23 protein-coding genes are annotated in these 17,098 nt (G+C 70.4%); 18 read left to right on the forward strand and 5 right to left on the reverse strand.

The genetic code is table 11. The annotated features are described in order from the left end of the window. Both DMB42_RS51900 and DMB42_RS51905 read right to left on the reverse strand, forming a co-directional pair. A partial coding sequence (locus DMB42_RS51900; protein ID WP_148109029.1) for an antitoxin occupies positions 1 to 1,032 on the reverse strand: 1,032 nt, incomplete at its 3' end. Further along, positions 1,025 to 1,243, reverse strand: coding sequence for a hypothetical protein (locus tag DMB42_RS51905; protein ID WP_125649544.1), 219 nt, complete (start codon positions 1,241 to 1,243; stop codon positions 1,025 to 1,027). The genes DMB42_RS51900 and DMB42_RS51905, both read right to left, overlap by 8 nt. A gap of 305 nt (positions 1,244 to 1,548) precedes the next feature. Here DMB42_RS51905 and DMB42_RS53950 point away from each other — a divergent pair, with 305 nt between their 5' ends. The 10 genes from DMB42_RS53950 (at position 1,549) to DMB42_RS53970 (ending at position 9,221) form a co-directional block, all read left to right on the forward strand. Continuing rightward, positions 1,549 to 1,920 carry a hypothetical protein gene (locus tag DMB42_RS53950; RefSeq protein WP_185845333.1) on the forward strand — a complete coding sequence of 124 codons (372 nt, stop codon included), beginning with the start codon at positions 1,549 to 1,551 and terminating at the stop codon, positions 1,918 to 1,920. Beyond that, entirely contained in the window at positions 1,917 to 2,222 is a 306-nt protein-coding gene (locus DMB42_RS51910; RefSeq protein WP_125649613.1) for a DUF4326 domain-containing protein, read from the forward strand. The genes DMB42_RS53950 and DMB42_RS51910 overlap by 4 nt, the downstream gene beginning before the upstream one ends. A 1,719-nt stretch (positions 2,223 to 3,941) precedes the next feature. Beyond that, on the forward strand, positions 3,942 to 4,676 hold the full coding sequence (locus DMB42_RS51915) for a hypothetical protein (RefSeq protein ID WP_125649547.1): 735 nt from the start codon (positions 3,942 to 3,944) through the stop codon (positions 4,674 to 4,676). A gap of 262 nt (positions 4,677 to 4,938) precedes the next feature. Then, positions 4,939 to 5,127, forward strand: a complete 189-nt coding sequence (locus tag DMB42_RS51920; protein ID WP_125649550.1) for a hypothetical protein — start codon at positions 4,939 to 4,941, stop codon at positions 5,125 to 5,127. Continuing rightward, positions 5,124 to 5,342, forward strand: coding sequence for a hypothetical protein (locus DMB42_RS51925; RefSeq protein ID WP_125649553.1), 219 nt, complete (start codon positions 5,124 to 5,126; stop codon positions 5,340 to 5,342). Before DMB42_RS51920 ends, DMB42_RS51925 begins: the two co-directional genes overlap by 4 nt. Then, on the forward strand, positions 5,342 to 5,509 hold the full coding sequence (locus DMB42_RS53955; protein WP_185845334.1) for a hypothetical protein: 168 nt from the start codon (positions 5,342 to 5,344) through the stop codon (positions 5,507 to 5,509). The genes DMB42_RS51925 and DMB42_RS53955 overlap by 1 nt, the downstream gene beginning before the upstream one ends. A gap of 514 nt (positions 5,510 to 6,023) precedes the next feature. Next, positions 6,024 to 7,028 carry a hypothetical protein gene (locus DMB42_RS51930; RefSeq protein ID WP_125649555.1) on the forward strand — a complete coding sequence of 335 codons (1,005 nt, stop codon included), beginning with the start codon at positions 6,024 to 6,026 and terminating at the stop codon, positions 7,026 to 7,028. Between the two features lie 254 nt (positions 7,029 to 7,282). Then, on the forward strand, positions 7,283 to 7,786 hold the full coding sequence (locus DMB42_RS53960) for a hypothetical protein (protein WP_185845335.1): 504 nt from the start codon (positions 7,283 to 7,285) through the stop codon (positions 7,784 to 7,786). Positions 7,787 to 8,100: 314 nt separating this feature from the next. After that, complete coding sequence (locus DMB42_RS53965) at positions 8,101 to 8,763, forward strand: ParA family protein (protein ID WP_185845336.1); 663 nt, start codon at positions 8,101 to 8,103, stop codon at positions 8,761 to 8,763. Between the two features lie 95 nt (positions 8,764 to 8,858). Continuing rightward, positions 8,859 to 9,221 (forward strand): hypothetical protein, encoded by a 363-nt coding sequence (locus DMB42_RS53970; RefSeq protein ID WP_185845337.1) that lies wholly within the window; start codon positions 8,859 to 8,861, stop codon positions 9,219 to 9,221. 74 nt (positions 9,222 to 9,295) lie between these two features. On the opposite strand, the gene DMB42_RS51945 is transcribed toward DMB42_RS53970, so the two are convergent. Continuing rightward, a complete protein-coding gene (locus tag DMB42_RS51945; protein ID WP_185845338.1) occupies positions 9,296 to 10,021 on the reverse strand; it encodes a nuclease-related domain-containing protein in 726 nt (241 codons plus the stop codon). Positions 10,022 to 10,284: 263 nt separating this feature from the next. On the opposite strand from DMB42_RS51945, the gene DMB42_RS51950 reads away from it, so the two are divergent. The 3 genes from DMB42_RS51950 to DMB42_RS53980 all read left to right on the forward strand — a co-directional run bounded on the left by DMB42_RS51950 (position 10,285) and on the right by DMB42_RS53980 (position 11,261). After that, the gene (locus DMB42_RS51950) at positions 10,285 to 10,530 is read left to right on the forward strand and encodes a hypothetical protein (protein ID WP_125649565.1); all 246 of its coding nucleotides are present in this window, start codon (positions 10,285 to 10,287) and stop codon (positions 10,528 to 10,530) included. An 80-nt stretch (positions 10,531 to 10,610) separates the two neighbouring features. Further along, entirely contained in the window at positions 10,611 to 10,787 is a 177-nt protein-coding gene (locus tag DMB42_RS53975; protein ID WP_185845339.1) for a hypothetical protein, read from the forward strand. 324 nt (positions 10,788 to 11,111) lie between these two features. Further along, entirely contained in the window at positions 11,112 to 11,261 is a 150-nt protein-coding gene (locus DMB42_RS53980; RefSeq protein ID WP_185845340.1) for a hypothetical protein, read from the forward strand. A 181-nt stretch (positions 11,262 to 11,442) separates the two neighbouring features. On the opposite strand, the gene DMB42_RS51955 is transcribed toward DMB42_RS53980, so the two are convergent. Further along, complete coding sequence (locus DMB42_RS51955) at positions 11,443 to 11,775, reverse strand: hypothetical protein (RefSeq protein WP_125649568.1); 333 nt, start codon at positions 11,773 to 11,775, stop codon at positions 11,443 to 11,445. Positions 11,776 to 11,863: 88 nt separating this feature from the next. Here DMB42_RS51955 and DMB42_RS51960 point away from each other — a divergent pair, with 88 nt between their 5' ends. From DMB42_RS51960 to DMB42_RS51980, 5 genes are all read left to right on the forward strand, one after another. Continuing rightward, on the forward strand, positions 11,864 to 13,159 hold the full coding sequence (locus DMB42_RS51960; RefSeq protein WP_125649571.1) for a helix-turn-helix transcriptional regulator: 1,296 nt from the start codon (positions 11,864 to 11,866) through the stop codon (positions 13,157 to 13,159). Positions 13,160 to 13,519: 360 nt separating this feature from the next. Next, complete coding sequence (locus tag DMB42_RS53985) at positions 13,520 to 14,047, forward strand: DUF6349 family protein (protein WP_185845341.1); 528 nt, start codon at positions 13,520 to 13,522, stop codon at positions 14,045 to 14,047. A gap of 239 nt (positions 14,048 to 14,286) precedes the next feature. After that, positions 14,287 to 14,775, forward strand: a complete 489-nt coding sequence (locus DMB42_RS51970) for a hypothetical protein (protein ID WP_125649577.1) — start codon at positions 14,287 to 14,289, stop codon at positions 14,773 to 14,775. A 443-nt stretch (positions 14,776 to 15,218) separates the two neighbouring features. After that, positions 15,219 to 16,073 carry a hypothetical protein gene (locus DMB42_RS51975; RefSeq protein WP_125649580.1) on the forward strand — a complete coding sequence of 285 codons (855 nt, stop codon included), beginning with the start codon at positions 15,219 to 15,221 and terminating at the stop codon, positions 16,071 to 16,073. Positions 16,074 to 16,092: 19 nt separating this feature from the next. Further along, a complete protein-coding gene (locus DMB42_RS51980; protein ID WP_125649583.1) occupies positions 16,093 to 16,524 on the forward strand; it encodes a hypothetical protein in 432 nt (143 codons plus the stop codon). A 112-nt stretch (positions 16,525 to 16,636) separates the two neighbouring features. Here the strand turns inward: DMB42_RS51980 and DMB42_RS51985 are convergent, their stop codons facing one another. Further along, the gene (locus DMB42_RS51985; RefSeq protein ID WP_125649586.1) at positions 16,637 to 16,897 is read right to left on the reverse strand and encodes a hypothetical protein; all 261 of its coding nucleotides are present in this window, start codon (positions 16,895 to 16,897) and stop codon (positions 16,637 to 16,639) included. Positions 16,898 to 17,098: the final 201 nt, after the last annotated feature.

The following is a 17,098-nucleotide window of genomic DNA, read 5'->3' on the forward strand; positions in this document are numbered from 1 at the left end:
GAGGTCAGGTTCCGGGTCCGGTGCGGGCTCAGCCGGGAGTGCTGGCAGTCCCCCGGCCGGGACGGCGTCGGGCTCGACCGGCACGCGTTCGGTCACCGTCTCTGCCAACTCCCAGTCACTCCAGGCACTGGCGAGCTCCACCCGGGTCAGCGCCCGGCCGTGGTAGGTAACCCGGACCATCTCCAGGAGCTGCTGGCGGCGCTCAGGCTCACGGAGCCCCGCGTACTCGATCGCCTCCTGAATCCTCCGGTCCACGGTCTGGCCGGCCTTTTCGACGGCCTTTTCGACCTTGCGCCTGTGCTTGTCGGCGGCGTTCCCGGCTTTAGCCTCCTGCGCCTCCAGGACGCGCAGGCGGTAGACCGCCTTCGCGACGCGGGACAGGACCCGCTCCACCGCGACCTCGTTGCCGTCCCGAGTGGTCGGGTCGGCCAGGCCGAAGCGCACCGCGAGCCGTTCCGGGCTGACCTTCCAGGCGAGGTTGGAGCGCGGCCGGGCGAGAGTGGCCTCGTGCTCGGAGGCCATGGCCCGGTGCCACAGCCAGGCCGCGACCAGCGGAGCCACCAGCCGGAACACAGCCTCGGCGATGCTGCGGGCGTCCATGGCCGAGCACACGCCCGTAAGCACCGTGAGGGCCCAGACGGCCTTGCCATCCACGCCTGTTGACGGCTTCTCCCAGGTGTTGCCCGTCTCTGCCAGCCGCGCGGCGTGCCGTGTGGCGGTCTTCTTGGCGCTGACGGCGCAAGAGATGATCGCTATTTCGATGAAGCCGAAAAGGACGAAGCGCGGTAGGCCGTCCATGCTGAGGACGTCGCCGAAGAAGCGCCACATGCCGGTGGCCGTGACGCCAGTGGCGATGCCGGCCCCGACGTACATGGTCGCCTTCTGCGCGCCTACCCGGCGGACGAAGGCGGTCAGGCCGACAGCGAGGCCGACCAGCAGCAGCACGGCGACGGTTCCCACCGTGATGGTGGGCGCGGGGTGCGTCTGAACCCAGTTCCAGAGGGTGTCCGCCTCTTTGAGCAGGTCACTCATCGGTCCCTCCTTCCTCCGGCTGCTCACCGAGCAGCAGAGCCATCACCTCGTTCTTGTGTCGCATACCGATGGTGATGATCGCGTCGTGAATCTCCGTTTTGCTCCACTCTCGGTTCGTTTCAGCGGCGATCCTGATCCGCTCACGCTCAACGGTGGTTGCGGTGGTCTGGGACACCAGCAGGCGCGGGACGGTCGGCCGCTTTGTGGCCATGGTTCGACTCCTCATGGTGGGAGGCGCATGTGTCACTGTTGCCATGCGCCAATACTGTCATGTTGTAGTGTTGCCAACAAGGCAATCCGATGAAATGCTCGTGTTGCCGCTGGCGAGTGGTTCTTACCACGACCCTCGCTGAGGCGCACTTGGGATGGATCACACGCCAGGTGCTCTGACCATGACAAAAAAGAGGGCCCCACCGGATGGGTTCGCAGTCCCCGGTGAGGCCCAGTCCTCCGTGAAAGAGGTGATCCCATCATGACCGGTACAAGTACCGCTCTCGACCGGGGCGGTGGTGGCCCGTGACGGAGGCCCTACGCGAGATCTGGCGTCTCCTGGTCGGCCTGGTCCTGCTGGTCTGGTTCGTCCTGCGCAACCTGCCGCGATTGATCCGCGCGATCTGGCGGCTGGGATGCGCGGTGGCGCGCGGGTGCTACGTCGCCGGCGTCGTCGCGGGCGCCGCCTACGCCGTGGTGGTGGACGTGGCCACGCACGTCTACAGCTGGGGCCTGGTTCGCTGGGCCATGCTGGACGAGGTCGTCTCGGCGACCCGCCGCCCGGCAGTCGAGGCAGCGGCCGACGTCGACCAGGAGGAGAACGAGCCGGCCGAGGTCCCGCGGCCTCGCCCGGCCGCCGCCCTCCTGGCCGCCGAGCGAACGAGGGCGCTCTCATGACCCGCCCGGCCTGCCGGGTGCGCGTCGAGGGGGACCTGTTCCACGGGCGAGTGCCCGCCGGGGCGGTCTACGTCGGCCGCAGCGCGCCCGGCCTGCCCACCTCGCCCTACGCCAACCCGTTCCCGGTCAAGCGCTACGGCCTCGACGGCTCCCTGGAGCAGTTCGAGCGCTACCTGGACGACCGGCCCGAGCTGGTGGAGCGAGCCCGGCGCGAGCTGGCCGGGCGTGACCTGGCCTGCTGGTGTCGACCAGGTCAGCGCTGCCATGTGGACGTGTGGCTCAGGGTCCTGTACGCCGCCTGAGTCCGGAAAGACCGCACCCCCGCAAGCTCAGCTTGCGGGGGTGCGGTCTGCTTTCAACCAGTCCTGGCGGACGCCAGAAGCGCCACTGTACGCAATTACGCGACTACGGTGTGCGATATGGCAGAAGAAGCCGACCCTCAGCAGCCCCGCCCGGCCATCCCCTTCCGCCCCCGTCCCCGCGCCGTACCGCCCGGCCTGCCCGACGAGGAGCCCGAGGAGCCCCCCGCAGCGCGCCGTAGGACGACGGCCGACGAGTGGCAGCGCCGCATCCAGGCTGAGCGCGCCCAGGACGAGGCGGCAACCACGGAGATGCCGCCGCTGGCCACGCACCGAGGCGCGCCCCTGATACCTGAGCCCTGGTATGGCCCAGAGCCAGCCCGGATCAACTGGCGGGCCGCCAGCCCGGTGCTCATCGCCCTGGCCGTCTCCGTCTTGGCCGGTGTCGTCCTGGCGATCCCATGGCCGCCATGGTCAAGCACGGCGGCCGGGCCATCTGGCTCACCATCGCAGGTCGCCCCCCGCCTGGAGAGCATCACAACGCCCAGCTTGGGCTACTCCACCCCTGGCGCTCAGACGTGGCGGACGACCCCCCGCCCGACCCCGCACGCGACGTCGCGCTCCACCCCGACATCAGCCCGCACGCCGGAGGCCCCCACAGCGCAGCAGCACAACGAGCACCGCGGCGACTGGCCAGCGGCTCACCGTGACGGCCGCCCTTCGGCCGCGCCGCCGCACCACGAACGACCCGCCCAGCCGCCCGCGCCCGTCGAGGAGCAGCCGGCACCTCGCCGAGCTGAGCCCGAGAACCCCCAGCCGCGCCCGCTCGCGCCACCGCACCACGAACCGCCCGCACAGCCGCCCGCACAGCCGCCCGCACAGCCGCCCACACAGCCGCCCACACAGCCGCCCACACAGCCGCCGGCGCAGTCGCCGGCGCAGTCGCCCGCGCCGGTCGAGGAGCAGCCAGCGCCTCGCCGAGCTGAGCCCGAGAACCCCCAGCCGCGCCGGGCCTCACCGAGGCTGAAGAAGCGGCGCACCCCGAACAAGCGGAGCCCCAAGATGTCGACCGCCCTCACGCCGAAGGCGATCTGCCGGTCGAGATTCCCGGCACGGCCCAAATTCAAGCAGCGCTACCAGGCATGCCTCAGGCTCTTCCGCCGCGGCTGATCCCGCCGGCCTGAGGGACGGGCCAGACCTTGGGGGCGCTGCCCCCAAACCCCCGGCCGCGCCTGCCGGGAAGGGGGCAAGATCGTTTGGTGCGGGCCGTGGAGTGGTGGGCGTCCTGGTGGTGGTCGAGGTCCGTGCGGTGGTGCGGGTCCGGGCGGGCTGTGGGTCTTCCCGCTGGACGTCGCCCGATGGGTGCCAGAGAACCATCAGGGTCCGCAAGTCCCCTCGGCCTGGCGGCCGACCCTTCGGGCAAGGGGGACTTGCACACCCTGAGAACCCCCGGCAGGCAGAGCCCGCCGCCCAACGGGAAGACCCAAGAGCCCACCCTTGTGGGTGGCTGACGCCAACCCCGGGCAGTCTCGCGGAGGGGTTGGCGTGCGCACGCCAACGGCCGGGGGCGGTGGGTGATTGGTAGGTAAAATCCCTGGTCAGCGTGTTGATCGTGGTTTCGGTCACCCTCTAATCGGGTATACTGTTACTAGTTAAGAGGTTGGTTCCGGAGACGCACACTCCGCCCGGCCCGCGCCACCCCACGAGATCCAGGGAGATCACATGACCGACACGGGCAGCCGGATCATCGCCGCACTGGAGACGGCCTGGAGCGACATCCAGGAGCGGCACCCCGAGGTGCCCGCCGTCGTGATGATCACCGGCACGGCCCGGCAGGTGGGCGGGGACCGGTGGGGCCACCACTGGCCGGAGCGCTGGACCGTGGTCGAGGAGGGCCAGGCCGCCCACGGCCGCGCGGGCGAGCTGTTCATCGCGGGCGAGCTGCTGGCGCTCGGAGCCCCCCGGGTGCTCCAGACCCTCCTGCATGAGGCCGCCCACTCCCTGGCGTACGCGCGGGGCATCAAGGACACCTCCCGCAGCGGGAACCGCTACCACAACGGCAAGTTCGCCGAGCTGGCCGAGGAGATGGGCCTGTGCCGCCCGGCGAAGCCGTCCAAGGCGCACGGGTTCTCGGCGTGCGAGATCACCGAGGCCACGATCGCTGAGTACGAGATCACGCTGAAGGAGCTGACGGCGGCGCAGGTCGCCTACCTGACCGACCTGCACGAGACCGGCGGCACGACCGGCGGCGGGGACGACGAGGAGGAGGGGGAGGGTGGCAAGAAGGGCGGCAAGGGCAAGGGTCGGGCCGGGAAGCGCTTCGCGGTCGAGTGCCAGTGCACCCCCGCCCGCCGCCTCCAGGTCTCGCCCAAGACCCTGGAAGACGGCCCGGTGATCTGCGGCCGGTGCGGGGAGCAGTTCGCCGCCGTCGAGCCGACGGAGGAGCAGGAGGACTGACCCTCCCGGGCGGCGGCCCGAGAGGGTCGCCGCCCGGGAAATCCGAGGTCACGACACGCTTCCAAGGATGGTACGGCACCGTATCAAGATGATACGATGGCGTAGCAAGCGGGCGATCGGACCCGCCAACCGGAGGACCACGCCATGACCCCGGAGTCATACTTCGACCACCCGTGCAATCGCCTCGACTGCGCCGGCCCCCTCGACCAGTGCCCCCACGAGAACGAGGCCGGCACGACGACCTCAGAGAGGACCGACCCTCATGAGTGACGACCAGGCCCAGCAGGGGCCGGACCTGGACCGGGTCGCGGTGGCCCTGCTCCGGACCCTCCGCCCGGACGTACAGACCGCGTTCCTGAATAGCCCCGAGTTCCGGGGGCTCCCGGCCGCCGAGCGCGAGCGGCTGTACGTCATCGACGCCGAGATGGACGCGACCAGGAGGACCCGGTGAGCAAGAAGGACATCCGCAAGGCGGCGGCCAGCCTGTCCCCCGCCGAGCGCATAGCAGTCGTCGCGGCCGTGGACGAGCTGGCCAGCGCGATCAGCGCGAAGGACGGCGACGGCGGCGGAGCAGCCATCCGCAGGATTCAGGCACTAAGCCCCGAGGTGGGCAACGCCGTGCTCGACCACCTGGTGGACGAGGCGACGCGCAAGGGCGGCGGCTGATGAGCGGCGGTCAGGCCGCCGACAACGCGATGTGTGAGTCCTGCGGCAGCACGAACACCCAGCAGACCGGGAGCGGGAGCAACCCGTTCCCCGGCGACGGGACGCCGACGCTCGTCACGTATCACGAGTGCCTGGACTGCACCGACGCTTGGAACGTCTGGCACTAGCCCGGAAGACCACGAACGGCCCCGACCCCCACGGCCGGGGCCGTTCTCATGTCCGGATTGAGCCCCCGCCGTCCGGGTTTGCCGTGCTGGAGGGCGCGACACGCCCGAAATCCGTTGCCTGTGGTCCCGCCGCACGCGTCGTGATCGTGGAAAGATGCGGGCTTGACTACTGACCGTAGATCGCTTGAGGAGTTGCCCGAGGACATGAAAACGGCCCGCCGAAGCGGGCCGCTCACAACTTGATCACTGCGTCTCGTCTTGATCGCTTAGCTCGAACTGGTTGGCGCCGGGAGAGCTAGAGCGTGTCAACGGGACTTGTCACGTCTGGAGCACGACGATAGCAGTCGCACAGGCGGATAGCCCAGCATGCCCGCGTAACGACACGCCGGGCGCGGCGTCCGCGCATCCCGTACCGAGCCCCGACCCCGAGCCCATCCTGCGCCTGGCCCACTATGAGGGCCCCGACCTGCGGACCGGCCTGCCGCGTCCGCTGTGGTGGCGGACCGTCCAGGCCATGCAGGCCCGGGAGTCGTGGCTGCACCCGTCCGCCATGCGCATGGCGCGTCACCTGGCCTACTGGGCCGACGAGCACGGCAGCCTGGTGGACATCCCCGGCGTGCTGGCCGCCTACAGCGCGCACTACGCCCGAGGCCGGCGGACGGCCTGGGCGGACTTCACGCGCCTCGTGGACGCCGGCCTGGTCCGGCAGGTCTGCGCCGCTGCGCCCTACCGGCAGGCCCGCTACAAGCTCTGCATGGACGTCCTGAGCCTGCCCAGCGACCTTCCGCGCGACCTGGCGGCCGAGCTGACCGCCTACGTCGACAACCCCCGTGTTGCCGCTCGACGGCGCCCGACCCGGGCGGACGTGCACGAGGCGCTGGCGGAGTGCGAGGTCGTCCGGTACGGCTCAGCAACCCGGGACAACGCGATCATGGCCGCCGCAGGCGAAGGGAAATTGCACACGTCTCCCTTTACGCGAGAGGGATTCTCCCCCCTCTGTACTCCCCCCGCCCGGCGGCGGCCTTCCCGGGCTCGACAGCGAGCGCCTTTGGGGCAAGATCGCATCGAGGAACAGGCCAACGCCCTGTACTTTGTAAGGGAGCTGGTCCCGGAGTGGGCCCGGCAGCGACAGGGGCAGGTGCTGGACGATGTCGCCCTGGCCGAGGTCGCCGAGCTGGCCCGGGTGCTGCTGCGCCGGATGCCCGAGAGCGAGGTCGCCGAGCTGTTCACGGCGCAGGTCACCTCCGCCGAGGACCTGGTCGGCGTGCTGCGCTGGCGGACCGGCCGGACGATGGCGAGCATGCGCCGCGCCGAGTACCGAGCCCGCCGGCTGGTGGTGGACGACGACGGCAGCCGTCACGCGGCATGGTTGGCCGCCAACGCGGCACGCGACGCCGAGCAGGTCGCGTCACGGCGGGCCGAGCTGGTCGAGCTGGCGCGACGGCGGGCGAGGGAGGTCGCCGAGGCCCGGCTTGCCCAGGAGCAGGCCAGGCTGGCCGCCCGCCTGTACAGCGGATGACAGGGCGCTGACCGGTTGGCGTGCGCACGCCAACACTTCCCCCTGAGGTTGCCACAGGTCCACGGTGATCCCGTGGTCCCGTGGTTGTTCACCAGCAGCCAGGCAGTGGCGCGGTGGCGTGCACACGCCATCCCACTCCCTTGCCAGGGGACGCCTGGAACCCCAACATCTCAATAAGCGGTGTTGTTTATTCAGGAGTACTCCGCTAGATTAAGCGGTATCGGAAATCCACTCGATGCCCTTCGGAGGCAATCATGGGTCGCGTCAACATCTACAGCCGAGACGAGGAATTCACCGGCGAACGCCCCGCGCTGCTTGGCTGGTACGACCCCGACACCGCAGTGGAGGCCATCCGCGAGGCACGCGAGTGGGACGGCAACAACCACCGCGGCGTCCTGTCGGGGGGCCAGGTCGGCTACGAGATGCTTTTCCGCACCAAGGGCGGGCGCTGGGTCCGCTACTACAACTTCGTGAACGAGTACAACGGCCCCGAGTACAGCGAGTTCTACACCGACGACCAGGCCAAAGACTGGCTCCTCCGCAACGGCACGGAGGAGACCGACGCGATCGTGGCCAAGTACTTCGGCGACGTCGAGGAGGAGCGCGGCCCCGGCCGCCCCGGCATAGGCGGCGCCACGAACATCCGGCTCACGGACGAGCAGCGGGACAAGCTCGGCCGCGTGGCGCGCGAGGGCGAGAGCCTGGCCGCGACCATCCGCCGGCTGATCGAGGAGGCCCCGGAGCCCGTGGAGGCATGACCGCAGGAACGCGAGAGGCCCCGACCTACGGAAGGTCGGGGCCTCTCGCGTTCCCCCGCGATTGCGGGGCCAACGCGAAGTCCAAACAGGACCACGGATCATCCCCGCAAGCGGGGCTGAAGGCACCAGCATGGCCCAGCATCCGGGAGCCCCGCAAGCCGCCAGCTCCGTCGAGGCCGGACCAAGGCCGAGGCGCGCGTACGGCGGGGGAACAGCTCGCGGGCCGCAGTGGGGGGACCGCAGCACGTCAAAACTTCCCCTGGTGGGACAGCCACGGGGACACGGTCGTCCCGTGTTCCCGTATCGTGCGCCTCATGTCGATATGGACCGTCACGAACCTCAAACCCGGCACCGCCAAGACCACCAGCGCAGTCTGGTTGGCCCACTCCCTGCATGAACGTGGCCACAAGGTGCTGCTTGTCGGCGCCGACCCCGGCGGCGCCAACCTGAAGCTCGCGCCGGCCTTTTCGGACGGTATGGGCTCAGCCGAGCGATGGAACGCCCGCGCGCCGATGCCGTTCGACGTCATTTCACTAGCCACCCGAGACCTGCACAGGACGCTGCCCAGACTCGCGGCCGACTACGCCTATGCCGTGGTGGACTCCCCTCCGATCGAGGACCACCAGGGCATCGCCGTGTCGGCATTGCGCGCGGCCGACGTCGCCGTCATCCCGGTCGCGCCGACCACGGTTGAGGTTGACCGCATGGCGCCGGTCCTGCACGTCGTCGGCGAGGTGAACGCGCTGCGACAGGCAGACCTGGCCATGTGCGTCCTGCTGAACCGGTGCGTAGCCAACGCGGCAAGCACCGGGGAGGCAGAGGATGCGCTCACCGCCCAGGGCTACCACGTTCTGCAAGCCCGCATCCCGCGCCTGGAGCTGTATGCCCAGTCTTCCGGCGCGCCTGTGCTGGCCCGGGGCACTGCCTACGACGGGGCAACGGGGGAGATCCTTGAGTTCGAGGCCAAGGCAGCATGAGCGCCGCCAAGCGCACCGGGCGTGGCAGCATGGCGGCTGCTGCTGCACGTGAGACACCCACGGGACCACAGGCCACCCGTGGTCCCGCGCCCAGGGTGAAGCCCTACAAGCCCACCTTTGATCTGCCGGAGGACCTACTACGGGAGATGCGGGTGTGGGCCGCCCGGCGCGGCCTGGCCGGCGTCGCCCCGGTGGTGCGGGCACTGCTGGCCGAGCTGGAGACCTCTCCCGCGCTGGGCCTGGCCGTCGAGGACGCCATAGCCAAGGCCAAGCCAGCCGCCGGGGACCTGGTCAAGACGACCTACGATCTGGCCCCGTCGCTCTACCGAGGGATGCGGGAATGGGCCGTCCAACATGATGTGCCCAATGTCGCTGTGATCCGCGGCCTCATGACCGTTCTCGTCAAAGATCGGAACGGCACGATCAGCACGCGCATCAGTGCCGCCGTACATCAGTAGCCGCACGTCAGACGCCACGGGACCACAGCGGCCCCGTGGCCCCGTGGCGCTGACGACCTGACGGCCGGCGGGTCTCAGGACGTGTAGGCCGGGAACGTGGCCACGGCCGCAGCCTTGAAGCGGGCGACCGTCGCGGGGTCGAGCTGGTGGCCCTGGCCGTGCCGCAGGACGCGAGAGCAGACCATCGAGGCCCGGACCACCTGAGCGTCGCCCACCAGCAGGCCGCGCCAGGGCACGCGCAGGCCATGGACGGCGACCACGGGGACCACCGGCACCGGACGTCCCACGGCCTTGGTGAGGGCGCGAGCGACCGTCTGGGCCTCGTACACGGCCGCCGCCACGTCCTTGGAGTTCCACCGGCGGCCGACCTGCACCGTCCGACCGCCACGCTGGACGGTCCGCTCCCGCCGCCACAGCTTGCTGTCGATCACGAACACGCCCGCCGGGCCGACCACGAGGTGGTCCACGTTAGCCCGCGCCGGCCGGGGCAACGCCCGATCGTGCAGCACCAGATAGCCCAGGTCCTCCAGGACGCGCAGCCGGCGGGCCGTGCGCCGCTCGCCCAGCGCGCCGCGCCGCCAGGTCCGTACGGCGTCATGAGCCCGCCACTGAAGGACCATGTCGGCCGCCGCGACGAGCACGGCCAGGACCAGGCCCACGCGCCAGTCTACGGCCAGCGTGCCGCCCAAGGCGACGAGCGCGGCCATGCCCACCCGCAGTGCCACGCGCTGACGTCGGCCGGCCCGCCAGAGCTGGCGGTACCTGGCGTGCGCGGAGGCTCCGGCGCGTGAACGGGACATGTTGACCATGGCATGCCTCCTGGTCGGGCCGGGGCGCGGCGGCGCTGGTCTGAGCGTACGCGGGAGCACCGACACGCGCCCGGCTTACGTGAGCCCGCTCTGTCCGGCGGCGTATCGTTCTGATCTGGTGTCGTATCAACAGATTTCCCCGGGCCGAAAGGATCTTGTGTTGACCTGGCGAAATCTCTGGTACGACGCCGTATCATTCTGATACGATGGCGTAGCAGGAGAGGAACTTGGAACCAGAACTCAGGGAGGACCGGATGGCGTCCAGCCTCAGGCAGTTGGCCGAGGCCGCCAACCAACGCAGGCGCGCCAAGGAGCTGCTGGACGAGGCGACACAGGCCGTGCGGGCCCGTGCGCTCGAAGCGGAGGACGCCGGCAACACCACCAGGAGAGTGTCCGAGGTGGGCGAGATCAGCCCGGACACGCTGAACCGGTGGAAGACCGAGGCCAAGAAGGCCAAAGAAGCCCAGAAGACCGAGGGAAAGCAGGGGCCGAACCCCTGACCCGTTGACGATCAGCCGAGGCGCGCCCGACCCCGCGAAGAGAAGAGCGCGCCTCGCTCCACCAAATGGAGACATTCAGCATGGCACACAAGAGCGACGACCCGGACTACAGCAAGGCCCAGAGCCGCCAGGTTCAGAAGGCGGCCGAGAAGTACAACCAGGTTGACTCGGGCCGCGAGTCCGACAGCATGCGCCGCACCTACGACCAGGAGCTCCGCCGCCAGATGCCGGTCAACGGCAAGGGCCGGAAGCGATGAGCCGCAAGTGGCCCGCCGGGGCCAGCGACACGCGCACCACGCCTCTCTACTCCGGCAAGGACGGAGCGATCCAGACCTCGCAGCAGCCAGCCGCAGCGAGCGGGCCCAAGCAAGCCCGCCGCGAGACGCCGGTGGACGGAAACGGCCGGCGGGCGCGGTGACCCGGCAGACCGCCCTGAACTGGGGCTCGAACTCTCACTGGGGGGGCGGCCAGCGTCGCCCCTGCCGGATCTGCACCGAGCTAACGTTCCTGCTGGACGAGGAGGGGCGAGCCTGTCACAAGGTGTGCGCTGATCGAGAGATCGCGGCGGGGGGCCAGCAGTGATGCGGCTGGTTGGTCCGCCGCCCGAGTCGTCGGAGTTCGACACCGCTGACCAGCGCGTGATGCAGGCCGAGATGGGCGACGCGCCCTGTCTGGACCTGACCGACGCGCTCGACCGCCGAGACGAGGCCCTGGCCGCACGCGACCAGTAGCCGTCAGTCCCCGACGCCCCGCTTCCACTCCTGGAGGCGGGGCGTTTGGCGTGTGCACGCCACGACGTCGACCACATGCGACAGCCCCGCCCCGGGCGACCGGGGCGGGGCTGTCGGGGGAAGGACCATGCCCTCCGGGCGGTGGAGACCGTGGGTGTGGACTCCGGACTCCGGCGCGAGATCACCCCTCCGCTCTCACGCGCCGGAGAGGCCCGGGGGACATGGCCGCTGGTGGACAGTGCACCGCGGTCGCGTAGAGCAGGACCAGACGCGCGGCGGCCGTCAGGGGGGCATGGGCGTACGTAAGCATCTTGGACCCAGGGCCTGAAGCGTAGGTCCACCAGATCAGGCCGCCCTCGCACCGCGCGGTGAGGCCAGGGTTGAGCACAACCAGCGTGCGGTCCGCCGACGACTCGATGTAGGCCGGGATGTTGTACCCCTCCGCCAGGACGTCGCACAGGTCACGGGCGAGTCGTTCGTCGGCCGGCGTCGCGGCCCGATCGGAGGATGCCATGGACATACCTTGTCCCCGCCCCGACGAACAGGGCCAGGGGGCAGACTGGCACACAGGCGGATATCCCCCGGCCGACCTGGAGTGAGGCATGAGCAAGGCCATCGGCGAGCCCCCCGCATGGGCGCAGCGGCTACGCGCTGAGCGGCTACGGCCGGACCGGACATGGACCAGGGCGGAGATGGCGCGACGGTTGCGCGTAGCCGCCGGCGGCCAGGTGGCGCTGGCCCACCCCGCCAGCCTGCGCGACCAGATCAAGGGCTGGGAGCGCGGCGACCACAAGCCGTCCGAGCTGTACCGGCTGCTCTACTCCAAGGCGTTCGGCATCCCGGTCGAGGAGCTGTTCGCGGAGTCGTCGACGACCGCGGATCCCCCGAACGCGCCGGCGCCCGAGCTGGCGGCCGTGGACGGCGCCGGAGATGTGCTCCAACTCGGCCAGCTGCTGGAGTCGTCCGACGTCGGCCCCGGCACCCTGGAGGACCTGGAGGTCATGGTCTACCGGCTGTGCTGCGCCTACCCGACCATGCCTCCGGCCGCGCTGCGCCAGCAAGCGACGTCGATGATCCGGACGGCCGCAGCGCTGAGGGACGGGCGCATCACCCTGGCCCAGCACCGGGAGATCGTCGTTCAGGCAGGGTGGTTGTCCGCACTACTGGCCTGCGTCGCGTTCGATGTGGACGACGTCCTGGCCGCCGAGGGAGCCCGCCGGCTGTGCGCGCGGCTGGGACGAGAGGCTGGCCACGGCGAGCTGATCGCCTGGTCCTACGAGATCGCCGCCTGGATCGCCCTCGTACAGGGCCGGTACTCCGACGTGGTCACGGCGTGCGAGGTCGGTCTCCGGCACGCCAGAGCGTCCCACGCGGCGGCCCAGCTTCACCTACAGGCCGCCCGGGGACATGCCCGCATGGGAGACGCGCCGGCCACCGTCGTGCAGCTGGCCGAAGCGCAGGCCATCATCGATCACCTCCCCCGGCCGAGCGCGCCGGAGCACCATTTCATGATCGACCCGACCAAGGTCCAGTTCTACGGGACGTTCATCCACACCTGGCTCCGCCAGCCCCCTCACAACGCCCTGGCCGAGGAGCACGCCGCCGAGGTCGTCCGGCAGTGCACCAGCAACGGAGCGGTCCGCTGGCCGACCAGGCTTGGCATCACCCGCGTCCTTCAGGGCGTACTGGCTGGCCGCCGGGGGGAGCTGGAGGAGGCGGTGGCCCACGGCCGCGCCGGGTTGGCCGTGGGGCGCAGCCCGGCCGGCCTCATGGACCGCGCCGCCGAGCTGGCGGCCGAGCTGGCGCAGCTCTACCCAGGCGAGCGTGCCGTCCGCGAATTCGCCGAGGCGATCCCCGCGTCAATAGCGAGCGGCCCGCTGGCACTCCCGTCCGCGTGAGCCTGACCAGGGAGAACGCGCGACACCACGGCGGCGACCCGGACGGCACCGGTCGAGGTAGCAGCCACCCCCGTTCATCGGCGGCAGACCTCACGCCGAGTCGGTGAGCCCGGCCGTCCGGCTCGTCGCCGCGACCGAGTTCGCCCTGAGGTGCTGGCCACCGTCGCCCGATCGCGCCTCGCCGGGATGGGCCGGTCACCGTCGCGGCGGCCGGAGTCGAGGGTAAAACTCCAGCTCGGGAAGCGAATCAGCGGCATAATGATCAGTTGATCGGGTATACTGTTACTAGTTAAGGGGGTCGGTTCCGGAGACGCACACTCCGGCCGGCCACCTCCACCCCACGACCCGGAGGTCCCAGCCATGGCCGAGACGCCGCAGCTCTGGAGCATCCACGTCACCCACCCCGAGCCCGCCAGCTCGACGCCGCGCGCCTGCTCCGTGACCGTGCTATCAGCCACCCGGCGACCCGGCGACCCCGTCGAGCCGACCGAGGACGCCGAGGCGCACACCCGGTACCGGTCGCTGTGCCCCCGCTGTGGCCACGAAGGGCCGGCCCGCAGCCACGAGCGCGCCGCCGTCGAGGACGGTCACGACCACGCCTTCCCCGGGTGGCGGGAGCTGCCCGCCCTGGCCCCGCCGCCCCACAACGCGAGCCCGGCCGTTCAGCGGCGCTGGGAGGCGGCGGCAGCCGCGGCCTACCCGTCCGGATGGTTCGAGTCCGGCGGCCCCGTCATCACCTACCGATCCCGGTACGGCTGTCGGCACGTCCCATGCCGCGCACCGGGCGGCGGCTACGACATGGGGCGCGAGATGTCGCCGGCGATCGAGCGGGTCGTCTACCCGGGCCCCCGGCGGGACGACCAGCACGCCCAGGCGGAGCTCTTCTAGACGCGCAAGAGGGGTGATCAGCGCCACGGGACCACGGGACCCCTGTGGACCCGTGGGTGCCTGACGTGCGCAAAGGGCGGCCAGTGATACGGGCTCTCGCCCGCTCGCACACACCAGCCGCCCATGTCCCACCCCACGAGGGAGGACCCGCCCAGCGTAGCGCCGGCCCCGGGGGAGCGCTGGTCGACGCCACTGGCGTGCACACGCCAAGCGCCGACGACGACGAGAGGATGACCGCCATGACCGACGACGAGAGCACGCGCATCACGCTGGCCGAGTGGGCCCACAGCATCGGCCGGGAGGAGGTGAGCATCCAGAAGCACTGGCGGACCCAGCCCGGGTTCCCCCAGCCGGTCGGCCGCCGGCGCGAGCCCGGCCGCCGCGGACCCGGCACGCCGGAGTTCGACGCGGCCGAGCTGGCCGCCTGGCGGGTCCAGTGGGAGGAACAGCGGGAGCGGCCCGCCCCGAAGGAGTACGACGTGCCGGGCGACCCGGACGAGCGGCGCACGTTGGGTGCCATCGCGCGGCTGCTGGGTGTGGACGGGAAGACGGTTACGCAGTACCGGGACCTGCTGGACGAGCGAGCCGCGCACGAGGACCGGGGCGCGCGGCGTCTCTACCGGACTGGTGACGTGGTGGCATTCCTCAACTCGCGCGGGGGCGCTGGAGTGGCGCTGGACCCGTCCGCCGACGCTCGCCGGACCAAAAGCCGACCGAAGGGAAACTAGCCATCATGGATTCTGTCAACCTCACCGCGGCTCAGCGTGATGGCCTGGCGTGCGTACGGTGTGCCCGCGACGACCAGGCCATGGTTCCCGTGGGCGTGATCGACGGTGTGCAGGTGTTTGCGTGCACCTCCCACGAGTTGATCCCCCGGCAGGGATAACACGGCATCACCGTGGCGGAAGTGGGCGACCGCGCCGCCGAGTAGGGCCGAGGGGCCACGCATCCCGGGTTGGCGTGCACACGCCATCGAGGGGGTTTCGGCTGTGGACAGGGCCGCCATACTCCAGGCCGAATTGTGGCGGTGAGGTGCGCCGTTGCCCCGACCTGCGGGGGCGTCTTTTCGTATAGGCAACAGAATCCAGGGTCTGTTCGGTTCAATGAAACGTACTCTGTACGGTTCACCAAACCGCTTGTGGGTCAAAATTGACCCGGCTACTTTTGACCCATGACGGAACGCAAAGAGGTCGCCCTCGCGGCCCTGCGCACCTGGCGCGGGGTCATGAACGACCGCGACCGACTCGTGCGCGCCGCCCGCGACGCCGGCGCGACGCTCGCCGAGATCACGGACGCGAGCGGCCTGGCCAAGGGCACCGTCCGCACGGCCCTCGACACTCCCACGGACACGGAGGAGACCATGACGACGATCAGCACCGCGGACCCCCTCGCCGGCCACCACCACCCGCACTACCTCAGCGGGCGGGTTACCCGGCCCGGCACGACGGTCAGCACGGCCTCCTACGAGTTCACGTTCCGGCCCTTCTCGGGGCATGAGCAGGACCCGGAAGACCTGGAGCCTCAGTACGGCGACCTGCCGGACGACCTGCCGCGCGAAGCGTGGTTCACGCTGCACGCCGAGTATCGCGCCGCGCGGATCATGTGGGCCAAGGCCCGGTTCAAGATCCAGGTCCGGCCCCTGCTGGAGCGGGCCCTGCCCCTGTGGCTGTCCTACGTGAGTGCGCGGACCGGCGTGGATGCCGCGTTCGCCGCGTTCACGGTCACCTCTAACGACCAGTGGAACGCCCAGCAGCTCCGCCTCGCTCAGGCGCACCAGGAGCTGCTAGAGGCGGCGGGGCGCTGGGACGACATCGCCCTCCTGATCGAGAGGGCGCAGGAGGAGCACCTGAGAGAGGCCGGCGAAGGGTACGAGCTGACCGTGTCCGACGTCGCGCCGGAGTTCGGCATGAACACGAGTGACTGGCTCCTGGGCTGGGACTACATCGACGGCTCCCGCCTGGCCACAGAGGCCGTGAACAAGCTGATCGACCAGCAGCGCGAGCGGCTGGCCCAAATCATCCACTAGGTCAAGGAAGGTCGGACGCATGATCGAGATCAGGACCGAGGACGACGGCAAGCCGGTCACCGTGAACGGCCCGCACTCCTCCGAGGGCACGCGCGCCATCGCGGCCGGGATCGACGCGGCCGTTCGGATGCTGAACTACGCGACCATGCCGGGGAACGACGGCATCGTCTACCCGGCCACCGTCTACAGCGTGTACGGCGAGCTGATCGCGGCCCTGGACAAGCTCCCGCAGGCACTTCAGCAGATGGAGCGGTGGGTGGGCGAGCAGGTCTCGGAAGGAGCGGTCCGGGAGAACCCCGACTACGGCAAGCACGCGGGCGACGCCGAGGCCGCGCACGCCACACTCGCCGGTGCAACCCTGGCCGCGTGCGCGCAGGCCGCCAAGCTGTCGGAGGCGCTTGGCCGGGCCCGGTCAGCGGCCGGCGGTCTGGAGTCGGTGGAGCGAGACTGACTCCCTCGACCAGGCAGCCCAACGACTGACCGCCCCAGCGAAGAGCACGACCGAACGTCAACGGCCCCCGGAATTCCGGGGGCCGTTCTGTGTGCCGAGGCACCCAAAACCGTCAGCCGGGGACGGCGGTCCCGTCCACCTGCGCCGCAGGGACCAGTTGCGCTGTTATAGCCGGGCCGTACAGGCGGGCCACCTCGAAGAGGTGGGTGAGGACGGTGCCGACGTGCTCGGTGTGAGAGCCGCTGAGCCTCATCCCCCATGTGGTCCCATTCCAGGCGAGAACCTGCTTGAGCATCGCCACTTGTTGATCGAACTGCGCTGGCGCCAGCTCTGTGTTGGAGCGGGCCGTCACGATCACGTCGAAGGTCTCCATGACGCTGTTGTACGCCGCAACACCGACAGGCCGGCGAACCTCAGCCGGATGGCCGTGCCGTTGGCATGCGCACGCCAACCGGTCAGCGCCTGCACCACGGGACCACGGGCTGCCTGTGGACCCGTGGTGTCTGACGTGCACCTCAAACGACCTTGAAAAACCGGAACCCCGGCCGCTGGGGGCCGGGGTCCTGTTCCTGTC

The sequence above is a fragment of the Nonomuraea sp. WAC 01424 genome, from assembly GCF_003947315.1.
GTDB lineage: Bacteria > Actinomycetota > Actinomycetes > Streptosporangiales > Streptosporangiaceae > Nonomuraea > Nonomuraea spiralis.